We start from the raw sequence: 19,203 nt of genomic DNA, 5'->3' as shown, positions 1-19,203 counted from the left end.
ATCCTTAACTATTGAACAGATTTCGCGTGTCTGCCAGTCAGTGAGATGTAGCGGGGCCATCATTGCTCAGAAGTTGTTGAAAATGTTCAGAGGATACGGCGCGGGAGATCAGGAATCCCTGCACCTGATTGCAGTCGATTTTGCGCAACAGGGCCAGTTGCTCCGGTGTCTCTACGCCCTCGGCAACTACGGTCAGGCCGAGTTTGCGACCCAGTGCGATGATGCTCGCCAGTGCTTGGGCAATGCCTTCGTTGTCGTGGCTGCCCTGCACCAAGGCCTGGTCGATCTTCAATTCGGTAAACGGTGTGGAGACCAGGTTCAAGTACGAGCTGTAGCCCTTGCCGAAGTCATCCTGGGACAGGCCGAAGCCTTTGATGCGCAGGCGGCAAGCGCCAGCGTAGAAGTTACTGATGTACTGCGGCACCGAGCACTCCATCAACTCGAAGCAGATCATTCCCGGGATACCATCGTGGTGCAGCACGAACTCCAGCAAACGGTCTGCCAGGTCATGGCTGTTGAGCAAGTGGGTCGGCAGGTTGATCGACACCGGAATTTCATAGCCGCGCTGGCGCCAGTGTTCCTGGGCGTGGATCGCTTGCTTGAGCACCAGCCACAACAGCCGCTCCTCCAGTTCGAACGCCTTGATCGCCGGCAGGAACGCGGCGGGCAGCATCATGCCTCGCTCGGGGTGCATCCAGCGCACCAGGGCTTCGGCGGCGACAATACGGCCGTTGGCCAGGGATTTTTTCGGCTGGAACCAGGCCTGGAACTCGCCGCTGCTCATGGCCTGCACCAGCGTATGACGGTCGATGTCCATGTGCTCGGGCAATTCGGGGGAGGGCTTGCGCACTTTGTTTCTGAGCTGGTCGACCAGGGTGCGCAACGCATCGGCGTTCACGGGTTTGGAAATCAGGCCAATCACTTCCACATCGAGGTTTTTCGCCACCAGGCTGGCCGCCATCAGCATGCGCCGTGACGCCGCACTCATGATCGCCAGCGCCGGCTTGCAGCGCAGGCTGGCCAGGCACTGGATAAACTGCACGCCGTCCATGCCGGGCATCAGCAGGTCGGTCAGTACCAGGTCGAAGTCCCGCTGGCGCAGGCGCTCCAGCGCTTCTTTGCCATCCTCGGCGGTTTCGAGCAGGAAATCCCCCAACTCGCTGAGCAGGTTCTGCAGGTAGATATACTGCAGGGGATGATCTTCGACAATCAAAATACTAAGGGGCTTCATGGGTGATCCGTGCATAAGGCGCCAGGGAGTTGAATAGAGCACGCAACGCAAAGGGTTTGACCAGGCAATGGTTCATGCCGGCGGCCAGGCACAGGTCGGCCTCGCCGCGCATGGCGTTGGCGGTGGCCCCGATAATTGGCAACGGACAGCCCTGGCGCCGCAGCTCACGCGCCAGTTCATAGCCGTTGATGTGGGGCATGTTCACGTCCGTCAACACCACGTCGAAGTTGCTGGCGGTGTACAGCTGCAATGCATCCTGACCATCGGCCGCCAGTTCGACGGTGCAGCCGAGTTCTTCGAGTTGGTCACGCAAAATCAGCTGGTTGATGATGTTGTCCTCGGCCACCAGCAGGTGCAGGTTGAGTTTGTGCAGGTCACGTTGTCGCGTCTGTTCTCCGGCGCGGGCCACCCATAGCCCCTGGGCCTGGCTCACCGCTTGATAAATTGCGCTGAGGTGGTTGAGGTTGACGTGCCAGGCATTGTCTTCCGCTTCTGGTACGCTGCTGGCATTGCTGCTGACATGGATCACGGGGCCCGGCCATTCGGGCACCAGTAACGGATCAACGCTCTCCAGATGCACTTGCAGCAACAGATGACTATCCGGCAACGTTGGCAGACCCGCCTGGGCTCTGGCGCCCCAACGGCGTAGCCAACCGCTGATGGAATGCGCCAATTCAGGGATGGGCGAGACCACGTAAATGGTTTCGGCCAACAGGGGTCTCTTCGGCGGGGGAGACGCTTCTTCCAGCGGCAGAATCAGGCTGAAACTGCTGCCCAGGCCCAGTTCGCTGACCATCCGAATATTGCCGTTCATCAACTCGGTCAGGCGCTGGCAGATTGGCAAGCCCAGGCCTGTGCCGGCGACCACGTTGGTGTTGCCTTCGCTTTGGTAAAACGGCTCGAAAATCCTTATCTGATCTTCCTGGGCAATGCCTTTGCCGGTGTCCGAGACCTGCCATAACAGGCTCGAGCGCTCGCCGTCACGGCCGAGCACTTTGACTCGCAGCACCACGCGCCCATGATCGGTGAACTTCACCGCGTTGTTGAGCAGGTTATTGAGAATTTGGCGGATGCGCGTCACATCGCCGATCAGCCGTTCAGGCAGCGTTGGGTCTAAGCAGGCATACAGTTGCAGGCCTTTAGCTTGGGCGGCTGCGGCATAGCCTTGGATGATTTCGTGAACCAGGTCCAGCGTCGAAAACTCGCTCAACTCCAGTGCCAACTGCCCAGCCTCAATCTTCGACACATCCAGCACATCGCAAATCAGTTGCAGTAAGGTCGCCGATGAACCCTCGATGGTGCGCAGGTAGTCCTTTTGTTGGGCGTCCAGTTGCGTGCGTGCGAGCAGTTCCAGGGTACCGAGCACGCCGTACAGCGGCGTACGGATTTCATGGCTCATGGTCGCCAGGAACAGGGTCTTGGCCGCGTTGGCGGCATCCGCCAACTGCCGGGCTTCCTCCAGCGCCGCCTCGACTTGCTTGCGCGCGCTGATATCGCTGAAGGCGCAGAACAGCACGTCCTCACCCCTGTAGCGGGTAGGCGCGCTGCTCAGATACAGGTGGCGACCGTCGACGGTCTCAAAGTAGTCGCTGCGTTCAGACAACTCGCCGGTGAAGGCCTGCTCGATCCAGCCGGCGCGCAATGCTTCGAGTTCGGGGCCGTTGCCCAGCCATTGCTGGGCCAGGGTGTTTTCCAGCACCACCTGGCCGTCAGTGCGGCGCAGTACGCAGAGCGCGACGGGGGCGGTCTGGATCACATCGCGGCCGAACGCCTCGCTCTCGATCAACGCCTGAATGCGGTGGCTCGCCGGAATGATGAGGCGCTGGTCGACCCGGCGCATCACCAGCCAGATCAGGGTCAGGCTGAGCAGGCAGAACAGCAGCGAGCCGAGCAACTGTTTCCACAGGCCAGTGACCACGTCACGCAGGTCGATGGAGTACATCAGTTGCCAGTCTGAGGACTTCAGGTGCTTTCGGATTACCAGGTGGTCGGGCAGGAAACCGTTACCGACAAAGCCGAAAAAGCTGTCCTCCTTGGGCTTGAGGTGTTGTTGGCTCAGCTGTGTGTCATTGCTGTTGGTGAATATCAGCATGCCCTGGGAATTGAGCATCATGAACTCGCCGGCGCTCTGGTCGCTGAGGGATGAGGAGACCTTGCGGCTTTCCATCTCCAGGCCCAGCCATCCGGACTCGACATCGCGCTCATCCAGGCGAATGAAGAGGTAGAGCTGTGAGTGGTGATCGGTGTTGTCGCTCAGCCACAACGTGTTGAGCCTGCCAGGGGCGTTCTGTAGGGCCTTGAGACGTTCGAGCATAGGCTTGCTGATTGGCAGCACCTGCGCACTCGTATCATACAGTCGCGTCACCTGCGGGATGGGGTCGGTGTTCACGTAGAGCAGGTTGAGCTGCTTGGCCTCGAGGTAGTCGCGCATACGGGGGGGCAGCCAGATGCTCCACTGGTTTCCCGGGATTTCACCCACTTGCAAGTGTTTTTCTTGCGCAGGGGGCGCGTAACCCCCTGACTGTTTGCGCACCGCCGATAGACTCAGGCTTTCGAGCAGGGCTTTGCGGTTGGTAAAAAACGTATGGGCTTCGGCGATGGCGCTGCTCATGTAGCCGCGCCGCTGGGAAATATCGTTGTTGAACGTCGACAACAGGAAGGTATAAACCCCACTCAGGATGCCGACGAGCAACACGGTCGCAAAAATACGAAGCAGCCTTCTGGCTGCTTCGGGTCGCGAAAGGACCGGGTTGATCTGGGGCAGGTAATTTTTTATTCGCATAGGAGGACTTTAAGCGCAGGCCTTTTTTCATTGCATAAGACGATCCTTAAAGGCGCCTACTTGTAAGACATATCCACCACCACTGCGGCGTCGAATGCACCGGGGATCGGCGTGGTGCGCCACTTCAGGTCCGCGCGGAACTCATCGCTGCTCTGACCCTGCCCCATCAATGTCTGTAGCGTGAACCAGGCGTTGAAAGGCAGTGCTTGTTGGCTATCGGCACGAGATAACGAGATGCCCACCGAGCTGTTGTTGCTCGGCACCAACAAATTATTGATGACGGTGCCGCCGCCCGGTGTGGTGGCGAAGCGCGCATTGATGGTGTAGGGCGTGTCGCAATCTTTGCGTAGGTTCAAACGGAAGTTTGCGCTGCTGGCGACTTGACCAATCGATGCTTTTTGCGACGGCTTAGGGAAGTTGACCTCGCTGGGGCTGATGGTCAGCTCGGGGGAGCATGGCACGAAGCGGATACGATTCAGGCCGGTGAGCACGTAGTTGAGGTTGCTATTGGCGATGCCGTTGAGCCCCCGCTCGCCGTCCAGTTGGAATACGTGGTACGAGCTTAACGTACTGGCCTGGCCGTTTGGCGGGGTGGTGCCGAACTTCTCGATGAATACGCTAAATCTGAGGGTGAATTTTGAGTCGCCGCATATATCCGGGATATATGTAAATTTCATGCAAGCCACGGAAAACTCACCGGTAGCGGCCGCGCCGATGCTTTGGGTGATCTTTCGATCCTTATAGCGGATGCCTACGCGGATGCCCTGACCGACGTCGGCGCTGTCTGGATTGACGTAAAAATACACGTGTTCGTTCCCATACTTTTGGTCGTCCTTGCAGATGACTTCGATGCTACGTGTGTCGGATTCCCAGATGATAGTGCCGTCGGGTGCATCGGGTGCGACCGCCGTCACAATGCCTAGAGCTTCTTTGGTGATGATCGAGTCGGTACCGGCTTCACGGCAGGCCAGCGCGTGGCTGGTAGCGGGTAATAATACGCCGGCCCACAACAGTAGCGGCAGAAAACGTTTAGTCAGTGACATAGGTGAAACACTCCGTGATCGATCACTTGAGTACCGCGCTACGGGGGGACTGCAAGCCGATGTCGTTGATTTCGGTGAAGTGGAGGCTGGCGCCTTTCGGCAAGGGGCCTGGAGCACTCAAGGTTTTGCTCTCGTAGGGTTTGAGCAGAAGGTAATCGCTGAGCGCCTGGCTGTCGGTTTGCAGGTTTATCAGCGAAAGGTGGAATGCGCTGGGATTGCTGACCGTGAGAGTGCGCCCGTCGTCGCTGCGCCAGACTAACTGTTGTACTGCCTCGGCCGAGCCGCCCTGGAGCGTAGGCGGTCGATAAAACAGCTTGAGCCGTTGGCGTATCGCAAACTGCATGCTGTTAGGGTCTTCCGACTTGAGCGGGACTTCCATGATGTTGAGCCAGAACAGTGATTCGCGATCCGTGGGCAAGCCTTCACCGGCATACAGAATGCGCAGTTGGTGATGCTCTCCGGCAGCCAGTTGCACCAGTGGTTCGGTGACGGCGAAGGGCACATTGGCGCTTGCCGCTTCGTCTTCGCCGGTGATCCAGGTTTGCACCAGCACTTTGCGTTGTGCCTGGTTGACTACACCAATACTGGCCGCCTTGTCATGACCGAAGTAAATCAGGCGTGTGCCTTCGATTTTTAGTGCGGCGTGGGCGGGCGGTGTAAGGGCCAGCAGCATACTGACGATCAGCAGCATTCTGAGGGATGACATCAGCACAACTGAAATTCCATGGGAGTGTTTGGTGGTGCATGCCAGGGTAGAGGGAGTTTGCTGCAAGGGCTTTCAGGCGATTCTTAAAAGTATGTGCCTGCCCACCGATGACCCTTTCAGAATCGCCTTAAAGTCTTGCCCGGGGCTAACAGTTAACGTGTTCACCGTTGAATGATCGACGTTGCTGCTTAACTGTCAGGTTTACCCTATGCCCAATAAAGCGTTACGCCTTCTAATTGCCGATGTAGACCTTCTGCAACGGCTCAAGATCGAGAAAATGCTCAACCAGTTGGGTTATCACCGCATCGCCCCGTTGAGCTCGTTCGACGAACTGCAGGCGTTGACCTGCTCGGGAGGTGTGGCGTTCGACCTGCTGATCATCAACACAGCACTGGTGCACTCGCGGCAGGTCAACCTGTTGAAGTACTGCCATGACAACCCGCTGATTCGCCACACACTGATTTATGACGGGCAATGCGCGCAGAGCTCGGTGGTGTCGGTGAACCAGACCCTGCACCTGTCGTTGTCACAATCGCCCGACTTCAACTCCCTGCGTCGCTGCATGGAAATTGTCGATCCGGCGCACAGTTCCCCGACCGTTGAGCGGCCGATACTGCGCACCGTGGACGGCCGGTCGCCCCAGCCTTCGATGAGCCCGCGGGCGGTCTACCAGGGCGACCCGACTGTGGTGGCATGTGCCGTGGGGTTGTTTCCCAAGCGCTGATCGTATCGCGCAGCATCAGTCACGCCAGACGGGCTGATCAGCAAGGCCCAGTGCCCAATAAGGTTGCCGTGGCCGCAGGCACACACCGCCGACCCAACGCTCATGGCTGGCGTGGTCCAGCCAGCAGGCATTGCCATCCAGCACCTGCTGCGCCAGTGGCGTCAGCGCCAATACGCGGCGCGGCCACTCCACGTCCGTTTCGGACTCGATCAGCAGCGGCGCCGCCCCATCAATCAATGGGCGCAGCAGCGCATGGAACATCATGTCGCCCAGGAAAGGCAGTGGCTCGCGCTTGGCCATCAACTCGGCAAACACCCGGCCGAAAGGCACAGGCCCGGCCTCGGCGATATACCTCAGGGACAAACGTTCAGTCAGCGACAAACCGTCCTCGATACCCGGCAACTCCTGTAACTGGCGTCGTAACGCCGGTGCCAGAAAAGGCAGGGCAGGGTAATTGCCATGGGCCAGTTCCGCGAGCTTGAGCGGTGAGCTGTCGCAGTAAGCCGACCAGGCCCGTTTGGCCAACTGCACTGCGTCGTCGTCGATCAAGCGCCGCTGCGGCCAGAGCCAGGCCAGCACATCGGGGGCCAATTGGCCTATGCCGATAAATCGCTCGACTCCGGGAATTCGGTCTGCCTCAATCAGCTCCAGCTTGCGCGGCGCCTGCTCAAGGCCAGCCAGGGCGCGGACCAGGAACAATTGATCGTAGGCGTCCGCCTCGCACCACAGCACACTGGGATCGGCGTTGTTCAAGGCTTGTAGTTGGTTGTATTCATCGTTGATGCGATGCGCAACTTCAGTGGAGTCAATGGCAAAGGCCTGGCTGATAAAGGTACTGCGCATCGCTCGGAACGCTTCGCTGGGCAGTTCACGCACTGGCCCCATGCACAGCGGGTCAGTGAGCATCCGGAACTGGCCCTTGAACCCGGCCAGTTGCAGGCTGTGGGCAATATCGTTGCCACAGCGCCAGTGGGTGGTGCGGGATTCATCGCTGGCCTCGAAACCAGGGTGGCGGGCGGCAAAGTCGAGGGCGTCGACGTGGGCCTTGAGCTTGGGCCAACTGGCGAAGCCCAGCTGTTTGGCAAGCTGCCACTGAGCCTGGGACAAGGTTGCGCTGGGGTCTTGGCTTTTCAGACGCGACAACAGTTCCTTGGCGCGCTTGCGCTGCTGCTCAAGGTTGAGGCGGCCATTGGTAGTGGAGGCTAAAGGGCGTTGCGACATACGATCTCCTTGCACAAACCTTTTCCGCTTCAAGGTTGGGAGTCGTAGAAATGAGGTAGAGCTGTGATGTCCTGGGCGCAGCCCTTTCCGCGGAAGGTGGCGTAGAGAGCGCCAGGCGGAAAATATAGGCAGCATTGCTATTCGGTGCAACCCGAAAATGTGGGCGCGGGCTTAACGTTCTTTATAGGCGCGAGCAAGCTCGCTCCCACATTAAGGGCTGAGTTTACTTGTCCTTGCGCGCATCCATGGTCTTTTGGTGCTCGGCCAGGAACGGCTGTTCCGCAGGATCAAAACGATCAATCCCGGCCGTAAAGCGATGCCAATAGGGATACAACGGCTGACGCCGGGTGACCGCCTCGATGCGTGACGATTGTTCCTCGGTCAGCTTCAGTTCAGTCGCGGCAAGGTTATCGCGCAGGTGCTCTTCGGTACGCGCACCGACGATCAGCGAAGTGATTCCCGGCCGATCCTTTAGCCAGGCCAGGCAGGTACGGGCGACCGAGACGCCATGCTCATCACCGACGGCGGCAAGGGTTTCGATAATGTCCAGGGCACGCTCCTGGTCATGCACATAGGGTTCCGGCCAGCCGCTGCCCTGGCGGGTATTGGGTGGCGGCTTGTGCCCGCGTCGGGTCGTGCCGGTCAGCAGGCCTTCTCCCATCGGGGCCCATACCAAAGTACCGACGTGCTGGTCCAAGGCCAACGGCAGCAATTCGTACTCGGCTTCACGGGATTCCGGGGTGTAGTAGATCTGCTGGGTGATGGGCTTGAGCATGCCGTGCAGCTCAGCCTTGCCCAGGGTTTTCATCATCTGCCAGGCGGTGAAGTTGCTGGTGCCGAAGTAACGGATCTTTCCCGAGCCGACTAACAGACGCAGGGCTTCGAGGGTCTCTTCGATGGGCGTCATGCCGTCCCAGTTATGCAGTTGGTACAGGTCGATATGGTCGGTGCCCAAACGCTTCAAGCTGGCTTCGCAGGCGCGGATCAGGTGATAGCGCGATGAGCCGGAATTGTTCGGGTTCTGGTCCACCGGGCTGCGGCCCTTGGTCGCCAGCAGAATATCGTTGCGCTTGTCGCCCAAGGCTTTGCCGACGACCTCTTCGGCCAAGCCGTGGGAGTAAAGATCGGCGGTGTCGACCATATTCACCCCGGCATCGAATGCGATATCGAACATACGCTTGGCCAAGGGCACGTCCACTGCGCCGCATTTTTCGAACTCCGCACGACCGCCAAAGGGCACGGTGCCCAGGATGATTTCCGATACCAGCAGGCCGGAATGACCCAGTTGTCGGTATTGCATGTCGCCTCCTACTTAACGTTGCACGTGAAGGTGTGAACGATGGGAAGGGCGATAGTTTGAATTTTTTAATGAGAACTCGTCTGAGGGGGGCGCCGCACCATTGCGGCCACGGGATTTGGCAGGGCGCACTGCTATTGAAGATGGCGAGTCCCGTACGAAAAGTCTTTTTTGTACGTAATAAATTGCTAGTTATTACGTGGTTTATCTGCTGTTGTCGGGGCGTTCCTACATACATTTCCCTTAATGGATAGGTGGCCAAATGTTTTCTATTACCTATCCGTTCGGCTAGCTATTATTTGTCGAAATGATTTGCTAGCGTTTGAATTCATTGACGAGTCGCTGAGGCATGGAAATGGAGCTGAAAGATATTGGTAATACGCCGCTACTCGAATTGGCAACACTTTCTGTGAATGGAAATAGGGTTTTCTCTAAGTGTGAGTACTTGAATCCATCGGGAAGTCATAAGGATCGCACCTATTTAAATATTATCAATAAATTGGAGAAGGCAGGCGTCCTTAAACCTGGTATGACGCTAATTGACTGTTCTACTGGGAACGGAGGGGCTGCACTCGCTTGGATCGGCAGGTTGAAGGGATACGGCGTAAAGATATTCATGCCTGAAGGTATGACCGAGGAGCGGAAAACACAAATACGTACCTATGGGGCGGATATAGTAGAGACTCCAAAAGAGTCTTTTTTGACGGGAGCAGTTCTCCAAGCAAAAGCGTATCTATCCGAGAACTCATCGGAAGAGTTTTAGTATCTGGATCAGTCTAATAGCCTGTTGAATAAAGACAGTTGGCGGTGCTGTGGGAAAGAAATCGTGAAACAGTTGAGTGCACAAAATATCGTGCCGGATTTCTTCGTGTGCTCAATCGGTACGGGCGGCACTTTTTCTGGAATCGCTGAGGTATTGAAGCAAACGTACAGCGGGATTAAAACAATAGCGCTGGAGGTTAGCAACTCTGCGCCTCTGTTTGCGCAAAGAAATAATTTGGCGTTCAATCATCGCTCGCACAATTTGATGGGTTTGGGCGCAGGAGTTTTATCAGCGAATACAGACTCCGGTCTAGTTGATGAAATACGAGTGATTGATGATGTCGACGCTTGGGCTCGGATGAAGCACTTCATCGCGTCAGAAAAAATACCCATTGGACCAACCTGCGGAGCCAATCTACTGATGTGTGACGAGATCGTTCAAGCGCATAAACGCAAGAACATAGTCACGTTATTTTTTGATAGCTCTTGGAAGTATGCGAGTCGCTGGGATAGGTTTTATCCTGAGTACAGTGAGGTGCGCCATGTTGCTGGAAGAGATTTATAAAAAAGCTAAAGTTGTGAGATCTGGAAAATCTCTGACTACGGTCAATGAGTTTACGGATCAGATACCTGCTTTGCGGCCGGAAGTTTTAATTGAGGTCGCGCATAAAATCATCAAAGTCATGGAGCGTGACGTTTCGAAAATTGTCACCGAGGAAGATAAGGGGGCCGCGTTGGCAACCACGGTCTCATTGTTGACGGGTATACCTTTAGCCATGGCCAGGTGGTATTCCTACAGTCTTGGTGGTTTCAATGAGCAAGTGGTCGATATTGACTCCGAATACTACAAGGGACAGTTGTATCTCAACGGCGTCGAAGTTGGCGATCGAGTCATCATCATTGACGATACGCTAAGTTCCGGCGGTGCGGTAATTGCGCTGGTAGACGCTGTGAAAGGGGCGGGTGGTGAAGTGGCAGATGTTGTCTGCGCTGTAGAGAAGGTTGGGAATTTTGGGGTTGAGAATGTAGTAGGTGCGACTGGGATTACCGTTAAAACTATTTTGAAAGTGTTGGTGAGCGAAGATCGAGTAACGGTTGAATGAAAATGCGCGCGCGGGTGGCTAAATGTTGATGCAACGAACCGGGTTAATTATCGGCTTGGTGTTTTGCTTGATCAGTGCGGCATTCGATGTTTATGTTGCGTTGGTCACGCAGTCGATCAGCACGTTGAACGTTATTTTTTATTGTTTTACAACGTCAGCCTGTGTCTTTGGTGTTTGGGCGGTTTATCGAAATCCCAATTCATTGTGGTCAAAGCTCAGAACCCAATGGCGATTGATCGTTATCATCAATCTTGCGGTTCTGTGCAATTGGGGCGGGTTGTTTTACGCACTCCGGTATCTGGAGCCAGCAGTAGTGGGAGTCGCCTCCGTAGCCTGCGGCCCTGCACTCACGTTGATTGTCTCCCTGCTGACCAATCGTAGCGTGAAGGTGGCCGTAGTCGATGCGGTGGTTTCATGGCTGGTGCTCATCTCGGTAGCGATCATGTTGTTCAATTCCCTTGCGGGGGACAGCGGTGTAGTCACCACCACCGCTGTGCAGCGGGTGCTCGGTATCGTTAGCGTATTGACGTGCGCGTTGGGCACGGTCATGTACACGGTTTTTTCTAAAGAGATGTTCGCTCGTCAATGGTCGGTCTACGAGATTTTGGGTGTCAGAAACATCGCGATGGTGGGTGTCTGTGCCGTTGCGATTCCTGCTACAGGAGGCAGCTTTTTACTCGATAGTGGATGGGTTCTGCCTATGGCTATCTTGGTGATAGCCGGACATTTGCTGCCGATTTACCTGATTCAGAAAACCATCTATTACCTCACGCCTATTCACGTTTCCCTGGTATTGCTGACGCTTCCTGTGTTCGTTTTTTTGTTCCAGTACCTGGATTCGAGAGTTGAGTTTTCTGTAGCCAGCCTCTCAGCCGTAACAGTCATCATCTTTTTGCTGTCGTTCAGGTCGTTGCATGCGCTGAAACGGGAGATCGTATGAAAATTGTGATAGTCGATGGGTTCTCATCGGGTAAATTTTTAGCGAAGCAATTGAACGACGATGGCTGCGTGCTGGTGCATGTGGCTTCATCAGCAACACTGGACGGCTATTATTATCAAGGTTTTGATTGCACGCTTTATGAGCAGATGATCGTCAATAGCGATTTTGGAATGACCTTGGCTGAAGTCCAACGCTTCATGCCACAGTTCATCCTCGCGGGTGCAGAAACGGGTGTGCTTCTGGCTGACGAGCTGAATGAGCAACTGCAGCTGCCTTATCGCAATGATTTCGACAAAACTAACGCACGTCGAAACAAGTACGAAATGATCCATTGCATTACCCAGGCGCAGTTGCCGGCCGCAAGGCAGTTCATTACTGATAGTTGGCGTCCTGCACAAGAGTGGATCGATGAACACGGACGTTTTCCTGTGGTCATCAAACCCCTCGAGAGCGCAGGCGCCGATGGGGTGTCTATTTGCGAGGATATGTGCGCGTGCAAAGCTGCTATGGAGCGCCTGTTAGGAACGACCAACAAGCTGAATATACCTAACACGCGGGTCCTGATTCAGGAATACCTGGCGGGACTGGAGTATGTGGTGAACATGGTATCGCTCGACGGGCAACAACTCGTCACTGAAGTCGTCCGTTATCGAAAGCAGCGAACGCCGACCGGCGGCGTACTCTATGACATTGACGAACTGATTGGGCCCGATTCGATGGTTTATCCGATTCTGGTCCAATACACACGAGCAGTGGTGCAGTGCCTGGGGATCCGAAATGGGCCTAGCCATGCGGAGATTATGTTTACTGAAGACGGTCCGAAACTGGTGGAAATTGCTGCCCGCACTGACGGCATTCTTCGGCCTGGGGTTTCAAAGGTAACTACTGGCCTTGGTCAGATCGATGCTGTGGTTTTATCCCTCATGCAGCCTGAGTTATTTGAACAACAACTGGCGAGGAAGATCAATTATCAGCGTCTGCAACATACCTACAATGTTTGCTTGATAAACCGCTCAGAGGGGCGTTTTGAAAAAGATGGGTTCTTGAGGGAGTTACTCAAGCTTGAGTCGTTTTTCGAAGCAGTGTTTTACGTTGAGGACGGCCAGCAGATCGGCGTGACGCAGGATGTTTTCAGTCAGCCGGGCACGGTGTATCTGGTACATGAAGACCCCGCCGTGCTCGAGGCAGATTACCACCAGATTCGCATACTTGAATGGCGGGGGGCTTATCTGGCGGAGAGGTAGCCGTTCGCCATGGATCACCTCATTGTTTCATTCTGTGAAATGCTGGATTGCACAATCTGGTGATTCCATCGCAGGGTTGCCCATAAGAAGATCGCTTCCCTCGACGCGAATACTCGGTCGACAACGATCTGGAGTCTTTCATGCCTGCTATCAAACTGTATGGTTTTCCCTTGTCTGGCCACTCCCACAGAGTCGAGCTGATGTTGTCCCTGTTGGATCTGCCGACTGAATTCATCCTCGTGGACCTCAAACAAGGCGCCCACAAAGCACCTGCGTTCATCGCCAACTTCAACAGCTTCGGACAGGTGCCGGTGATCGACGACGCCGGCACTGTGCTGGCCGACTCCAATGCGATTCTGGTCTACCTTGCCAGTACCTATGGCAAAGGGCAGTGGCTGCCAAGCGATCCCATCGGGCAAGCGCGGGTCCAACGCTGGCTTTCGGCCGCCGCCGGTCAACTCCATGCGGGGCCCGCCACGGCGCGCTTGGCCACAGTGTTTGGCGCCGAGGTGGACACTGTCAGCGCAATCAACCGAGCCTATGCCCTGCTGAACGTGATGGAGCAGCAGCTGGGCGAGAGCCGTTTTTTGGCCAGCGATCAGCCAAGCATTGCCGATATTGCGTTCTATACCTACGTGGCCCATGCGCCGGAAGGCAACGTGTCGCTGGCCGACTACCCTGAGGTGCGTGCCTGGCTTGCCAGCATCGAAGCCTTGCCAGGGTTTGTCGCTATGCCGCGCACGGCGGTGGGGCTGCAATCACAGTAACGATCAAGGGATGCCGATGGACCGATTTCATGAGATGCAGGTATTCCTGGCGGTGGCCGAGGAGGAGGGTTTTGCGGCTGCTGCACGCCGCCTGAAGACCTCGCCACCCAGCGTCACCCGCGCCATTGCCGCTATGGAACAGCGCATCGGTACGCAACTGCTGGCGCGTACCACCCGCAGCCTGCACCTGACCGAAGCCGGCCAGCGTTACCTGGAAGATTGCCGGCGCATCCTTGCCGAGCTGGAGGAGGCTGAGGAAGCGGCCGCAGGCAGTTACTCCATCCCTGGCGGCCAGTTGACGGTGACCGCACCGGTGCTGTTTGGCGAGTTGTATGTGGCGCCTGTGCTGGGGGAGTACCTGGACCAGTTCCCCCTGGTGAACATCAGTGCCTTGCTGGTCGACCGGGTGGTCAATATGGCCGATGAAGGCGTCGATGTAGCGGTGCGTATCGGCCATCTGCACGAACCCGGGCAGCAGGCGGTCAAGGTCGGTGAAGTGCGCCGGGTGGTGTGCGCATCGCCGGCTTATCTGGACCAACATGGGCGCCCGCAGCGGCCTGAGCAATTGCGAGAAGCCAGGATCGTCACCTCATCGTCCAGCCAACTGGTCAGTGAATGGACGTTCGTCGACTCCGGCCAGCCGCTGAAGATAGCCATTGAGCCGCGTCTGAGCGTTACGGCGAACAATGCCGCAATCACCCTGGCGCGCCTGGGCTGGGGCCTGACCCGGGTGCTGTCCTATCAGGTGGCGGCAGCGGTGGCGGCGGGTGAGCTGGAGCTGGTGCTGGAGGCTTTCGAACCGGCGCCGCTGCCGATCCACGTGGTGTTCCAGCAAAACGGCCGCATACCGGCCAAGGTCAATACCTTTGTGGATTTCTTAAGCCATCACCTCGGGCAGGACCCGGCCCTGAACCCGGCGACGAAGCGGCGCACCTGATGGAGCGCTTTCGCGATATGCAGCTGTTTGCGGCGCTGGCCGGGCAACCCAGCCTGGCCTCGGCGGCACGCCGTGCCCAGGTCTCCGGCCCGACCCTGGTACGTGCGGTTGCGCGCCTGGAGGCACGCCTGCGGGTGGTGTTGCTGCAGCGCAGCACACGCGGGGTCAACCTCACCGATGCAGGCCAGGCTTATCTTGCCGACTGTGTACGCCTGCTGGCAGCGGTGGATGCGGCCGAAGCCTCGGCCAACGGCGCCCATGTGCACGCCCAGGGCAACCTGCGGATATGCCTGCCGTTGTTGTTCAGTCGCTATGTCATGGCGCCATTGCTGGCCGGCTACATGGATCGCTACCCGGCGGTGCGTGTCATTGCTAACTACCACGACTATTACCCCAACCTGCACGAAGAGGGCTTTGACGTGGCAGTGTGGGTGGGTGAGCTGCCCAACTCGTCGCTGATTGCACGGCAGGTCGGCCAGGTGCGCACCCTGCTGTGCGCCAGCCCCACGTATTTGGCGGCCAAAGGCGAGCCCCGGCATCCGGCCGACCTCAAGCAACATCATCTGATTGCCAGCGCTGAAGCGGTGCACTGGGGATTCCCCTACTACACCCTCAAGGCCCGCGCACGCCTCAGTTGCGCCACGGTGCAAGGCGCGATCAATGCGGCGGTACAGGGCGCGGGGGTGATTCGTTGCCTCAGTTATCCGGTTCATGATCACCTCATAAATGGCCAACTGCGTCGTGTCTTGCCGGCCTTTGAACTGCCGCCTCTGCCGGTGCATGTGATCTACCGCGAAGGCCGCCATGCGCCGATGCGCGTGCGCAGTTTTGTCGACTACTGCGTCACCGCGTTGCGCGAACATCCGGCATTTCAGCTGGCGTAATAGTGGATTGCCTGGGATGGGCATTCTCTGCAGGGTTGGGTAGGCGCAGCATTCGGTTATCCAACCAGAGGTGATCGCCATGAACTCGATCGAACAATCCCCTTGGCATGTCGGCGAACGGCAATTGCAGGAAAGTGCAGGCGTCGCCGAACGCATGGCCATGATCGGGCCGAAGGTCATTCGTGATTATTTGCCCGAGCAGCATCGTGATTTTTATCCGTTGTTGCCTTACCTCATTCTGGGTGTGGTGGACGAACAGGGTATCCCCTGGGCGACCATGCTGGAGGGCGCGCCAGGGTTTGCCCATTCACCGGATCCACAGGCGCTGCAAATCGACAGCCTGCCCGCCAGAAGCGATCCGGCCTCGGCTGGCATCTCTCGTGGCGCGTCCGTTGGCCTGCTGGGCATCGACCTCGGCACCCGGCGTCGCAACCGCATGAACGGTCGGATCGGAGCGCTGGATCATGACGGCTTTGCGGTTGATGTGGTGCACACTTTCGGCAACTGCCCCAAGTACATCCAACTGCGGCCAGTCGCTGGGGTTGCGCGCCAACCTGGCGATACAGCCGAGCGCAGCATCAGCCTGGACGCCGCCGCCCAAACGCTGATCCGCAACGCTGACACCTTCTTCGTCGCCAGCTACGTGGACCAGCAAGGCGAACGCTCGGTGGACGTTTCCCATCGCGGCGGCAACACGGGGTTTGTGCGGGTGGAAGGCAACGTGCTGACCATCCCCGATTTTGCCGGCAACCTGTTTTTCAACACCCTCGGCAACCTGCACGCCAACCCGGTGGCGGGGTTGTTGTTTGTTGATTTTGAAACCGGCGACGTGCTGCAAGTGGCGGGGCGTACATCGTTGATTCTCAGCGGGCCGCCAGTGGCCGAGTTCGAGGGCGCGCAACGCTTGTGGACGGTGACGGTGGAGCACGTGGTCCGCCGTCCGGCAGCATTGGCATTGCGGTGGTAGTTCGCGGAGTTTTCACCGCACAGCCTAGCAATGGGCACCTGGTAGCCTGGCACGCTCTCCCTGGCACAACTACCTCACTGATGCAGTGAGATCAAAATGTGGGAGGGTGCTTGCTCCCGATGAGGTGGTGTCAGTAGACACAGCTGTGACTGACCCACCGCCATCGGGAGCAAGCCCCCTCCCACAGAGAACATCATTGCCTGTTGGGTTTGCGTTTGTTCATCAGGCCACCGGGCATTCCCGGTTCAGCGCTTCATCGACCAGCAACTGCGCAATCTCAATCATCTGCACCACCGCCAGCACATGCTTGCGGCTCTGGCCGTCAAGCTGTTCGGCACAGTCATAGGCACAGACAGTCGCTGACTCCAGCATTTCGCTGGCATTGCTCAAGGCCGCTTCAGTGCTGAGTCCGGGGCGGACGGTGAAAATGACATCGGGAGGTAGTTGCGGGTTGTCATCCGAGGGGGATGGTGGGGGATTGGGTGTGACTTTCTTCATACGGTTGCTCCTGGAGTTAGAGGAGCCGCCACAATCACTTCCACATGATGGGGTGGCGACTGTACGCAGGTGTGGAAGACCGGACTCCAGGACCCCGGCGCACTCGAAAGTGCCCCGCGCACAGCCGCCATAACACTTTATAGCGAGCATGAAAAAAGCGCCCGCTAAGGCTATGGGCGCTTATACGCCTGGAGAGTTCGGGCTTCCACACCCGTTCGCTGATTTTGCAGCGACCCGCGAAGGTTAGCGGCGACACTCATCGGACGCAACCCGAAGTTTGTGTAAGAGCGGTCTGATGAACTCACTCTTTGGATCAACGTCAGCGGGTGGTCGTTGCCGCAAGGTTGATCGAGATGGAGGCGCAGGCGCTGGGCGCTGAAAACGACAGCTATCTCACTGACGCAATGCGATCCAAGTGTGGGAGGGGGCTTGCTCCCGATGAGGCCGTGTCAGTCAATACATCTGTGACTGACCCACCGCCATCGGGGCAAGCCCCCTCCCACATGGGGTCGGTGTACACCAAACCAGATGTACACCAAACCAGATGTGCACTGCCCCCCCAATCAATACCGAATCATCACCGACTTAAGTTCGGTGTAATCCTCAATAAATGCACTGCCAAACTCCCGCCCGACCCCCGAAGACCGGCACCCACCAAACGGCACCGCCGGGTCGAGCAAGGTGTGCATGTTCACCCACAAGGTGCCTGCCTTGATGGCCGGGATCATGCGCAGGGCCTTGCCCAAATCGTTGGTCCACAGGCTGGCGCTCAGCCCATAGGGCCCGTGGTTCATAAGCGCCAGCAGTTCGTCTTCGTCATCGTAGGGCAGGAAGGTGGCGATAGGGCCGAAGGTTTCCTCATTGAGCAGGGTGTCGTGCAGGTGGTTGGCAAGGATCACCGTGGGTTCGACGTAGCAACCAGGCCGGTCGATAAGGTGGCCGCCGTGGATGATCGTGTTGTTTTCGGCGCGGGCCTGGTTGAAGTAGCCGAGCAGTTTGTGCTGGTGCTGCTGGTGCGTGACCGGGCCGAATTCGGTGTGTTCGTCCAGCGGTGAGCCGATGTTCAGGCGGCCGAGGCGCGTCTTGAGTTTTTCCAGCACGGCGTCGATTTGCGAGCGGTGCACGAAAAAGCGTTCGGCCGCCGCGCAGATTTGCCCCGAATGCAAAAAGCCCGCTTCGATGATGCCGTCCACTGCCTTGTCCACGTCCATATCGGGTAGGAAGCCGGCGGCATTCTTGCCACCCAGTTCCAGGGTTGCACGGGTGAGGCCGGCGCCCATGGCGCTGCGGCCGACGGCGATGCCGGTGGGCACTGAGCCGGTGAATGAAACCTTGTGCGTGCCGGGGTGTTCCACCAGCCCCTTGCCGACATGGCCGCCGCCGGTGAGCACATTCAGCACACCCGCCGGCAGCCCGGCGTCGATGGCCAGTTCAGCGATCCGCAGCAGGGTCAGAGGCGTGAATTCGCTGGGCTTGATGATGATGCTGCAGCCGGTCACCAGCGCCGAGGCGAGTTTCCAGATGGCGATCATGGTCGAGAAATTCCACGGCACGATCCCAACCACCACGCCCACCGGCTCGCGCAGGGTAAAGGCGGTGTAGCGCTCGCCATTGAACGACGGCAGGGATGGGGTCAGGGTCTGGCCGCTGAGCTTGGTGGCCCAGCCAGCGTAGTAGCGCAGAAAGTGCGCGGCCTGGTCGACCTCGAAAGCGCGGGATATCTGGATGATCTTGCCCGACTGGCACGTTTCGATCTGCGCCAGTTCTTCACGGTGCTGTTCCAGCAGATCGGCCAATTTGAGTAGCACGTTGCCGCGTATGGCGGGCGCGGCCTGGGACCATCGCTGGAAACCACGGTTGGCGCAAGCGACCGCGGCGTCGATATCCGCCAGGTCTGCGTCGGCCACTTCGGCGATCACCTGGCCGGTGGCAGGGTTGATGACGTTCAGGGTTTGATCGGCGTGGCTGCGCACGCTGACACCGTCGATAAACAGCCCATGGCGGCGACGCAAAAAGGCTTCGACTTGAGGCAGCAACGGGATATCGCTCATGGCAGGTTCCTGGCAATTCACAAAAGAAAACCCGAGGGTAACCAAC

16 protein-coding genes and 1 pseudogene are annotated in these 19,203 nt (G+C 57.8%); 9 read left to right on the top strand and 8 right to left on the bottom strand.

What is annotated here, in order from left to right; all coding sequences use genetic code 11:
• Positions 1-37: 37 nt before the first annotated feature.
• Genes E4P01_RS27385 through E4P01_RS27370 form a run of 4 tightly spaced genes read right to left on the bottom strand, consistent with a single transcriptional unit; the run spans position 38 to position 5,762 of the window.
• Positions 38-1,231, bottom strand: coding sequence for an EAL domain-containing protein (locus tag E4P01_RS27385; RefSeq protein WP_216091800.1), 1,194 nt, complete (start codon positions 1,229-1,231; stop codon positions 38-40).
• Positions 1,218-4,013: an ATP-binding protein gene (locus tag E4P01_RS27380; protein WP_078821815.1), complete on the bottom strand. Its 2,796-nt coding sequence runs from the start codon at positions 4,011-4,013 to the stop codon at positions 1,218-1,220. The genes E4P01_RS27385 and E4P01_RS27380 overlap by 14 nt, the downstream gene beginning before the upstream one ends.
• A 56-nt stretch (positions 4,014-4,069) precedes the next feature.
• Complete coding sequence (locus tag E4P01_RS27375) at positions 4,070-5,056, bottom strand: fimbrial protein (protein ID WP_216091799.1); 987 nt, start codon at positions 5,054-5,056, stop codon at positions 4,070-4,072.
• Between the two features lie 22 nt (positions 5,057-5,078).
• The gene (locus E4P01_RS27370) at positions 5,079-5,762 is read right to left on the bottom strand and encodes a molecular chaperone (protein WP_248130201.1); all 684 of its coding nucleotides are present in this window, start codon (positions 5,760-5,762) and stop codon (positions 5,079-5,081) included.
• A 208-nt stretch (positions 5,763-5,970) separates the two neighbouring features.
• Between E4P01_RS27370 and E4P01_RS27365 the strand changes: the two genes are divergently transcribed.
• Entirely contained in the window at positions 5,971-6,486 is a 516-nt protein-coding gene (locus E4P01_RS27365; protein WP_078821812.1) for a chemotaxis protein CheY, read from the top strand.
• Positions 6,487-6,501: 15 nt separating this feature from the next.
• On the opposite strand, the gene E4P01_RS27360 is transcribed toward E4P01_RS27365, so the two are convergent.
• On the bottom strand, positions 6,502-7,707 hold the full coding sequence (locus E4P01_RS27360; RefSeq protein ID WP_216091797.1) for a DUF1835 domain-containing protein: 1,206 nt from the start codon (positions 7,705-7,707) through the stop codon (positions 6,502-6,504).
• 223 nt (positions 7,708-7,930) lie between these two features.
• Positions 7,931-9,007 carry an aldo/keto reductase gene (locus E4P01_RS27355; protein ID WP_216091796.1) on the bottom strand — a complete coding sequence of 359 codons (1,077 nt, stop codon included), beginning with the start codon at positions 9,005-9,007 and terminating at the stop codon, positions 7,931-7,933.
• Between the two features lie 346 nt (positions 9,008-9,353).
• Between E4P01_RS27355 and E4P01_RS27350 the strand changes: the two are divergent.
• From E4P01_RS27350 to E4P01_RS27315, 8 genes and pseudogenes are all read left to right on the top strand, one after another.
• Positions 9,354-10,331 (top strand): annotated as a pseudogene (locus tag E4P01_RS27350) (cysteine synthase family protein).
• On the top strand, positions 10,309-10,869 hold the full coding sequence (locus E4P01_RS27345) for a phosphoribosyltransferase family protein (RefSeq protein ID WP_005789578.1): 561 nt from the start codon (positions 10,309-10,311) through the stop codon (positions 10,867-10,869). Before E4P01_RS27350 ends, E4P01_RS27345 begins: the two are co-directional and overlap by 23 nt.
• A 22-nt stretch (positions 10,870-10,891) precedes the next feature.
• Positions 10,892-11,809 carry a DMT family transporter gene (locus E4P01_RS27340; protein ID WP_248090266.1) on the top strand — a complete coding sequence of 306 codons (918 nt, stop codon included), beginning with the start codon at positions 10,892-10,894 and terminating at the stop codon, positions 11,807-11,809.
• Positions 11,806-13,053 carry an ATP-grasp domain-containing protein gene (locus E4P01_RS27335; RefSeq protein ID WP_032880344.1) on the top strand — a complete coding sequence of 416 codons (1,248 nt, stop codon included), beginning with the start codon at positions 11,806-11,808 and terminating at the stop codon, positions 13,051-13,053. Before E4P01_RS27340 ends, E4P01_RS27335 begins: the two co-directional genes overlap by 4 nt.
• A 140-nt stretch (positions 13,054-13,193) precedes the next feature.
• Positions 13,194-13,820 (top strand): glutathione S-transferase, encoded by a 627-nt coding sequence (locus E4P01_RS27330; protein ID WP_216091793.1) that lies wholly within the window; start codon positions 13,194-13,196, stop codon positions 13,818-13,820.
• A gap of 16 nt (positions 13,821-13,836) precedes the next feature.
• On the top strand, positions 13,837-14,757 hold the full coding sequence (locus tag E4P01_RS27325; RefSeq protein WP_216091792.1) for a LysR family transcriptional regulator: 921 nt from the start codon (positions 13,837-13,839) through the stop codon (positions 14,755-14,757).
• On the top strand, positions 14,757-15,641 hold the full coding sequence (locus E4P01_RS27320; RefSeq protein WP_216091791.1) for a LysR family transcriptional regulator: 885 nt from the start codon (positions 14,757-14,759) through the stop codon (positions 15,639-15,641). The genes E4P01_RS27325 and E4P01_RS27320 overlap by 1 nt, the downstream gene beginning before the upstream one ends.
• A gap of 79 nt (positions 15,642-15,720) precedes the next feature.
• On the top strand, positions 15,721-16,608 hold the full coding sequence (locus E4P01_RS27315) for a pyridoxamine 5'-phosphate oxidase family protein (RefSeq protein ID WP_216091790.1): 888 nt from the start codon (positions 15,721-15,723) through the stop codon (positions 16,606-16,608).
• Positions 16,609-16,830: 222 nt separating this feature from the next.
• Here the strand turns inward: E4P01_RS27315 and E4P01_RS27310 are convergent, their stop codons facing one another.
• Together E4P01_RS27310 and E4P01_RS27305 are read right to left on the bottom strand one after the other, a co-directional pair.
• Complete coding sequence (locus E4P01_RS27310) at positions 16,831-17,106, bottom strand: DUF6124 family protein (protein ID WP_078821802.1); 276 nt, start codon at positions 17,104-17,106, stop codon at positions 16,831-16,833.
• A gap of 563 nt (positions 17,107-17,669) precedes the next feature.
• A complete protein-coding gene (locus tag E4P01_RS27305; protein ID WP_032880359.1) occupies positions 17,670-19,157 on the bottom strand; it encodes an aldehyde dehydrogenase family protein in 1,488 nt (495 codons plus the stop codon).
• Positions 19,158-19,203 lie beyond the last annotated feature (46 nt).

Source organism: Pseudomonas sp. NCIMB 10586, assembly GCF_023127895.1.
Classification (GTDB): Bacteria; Pseudomonadota; Gammaproteobacteria; order Pseudomonadales; family Pseudomonadaceae; genus Aquipseudomonas; species Aquipseudomonas synxantha_A.
This window is presented reverse-complemented; position numbering and strand designations above follow the sequence as displayed.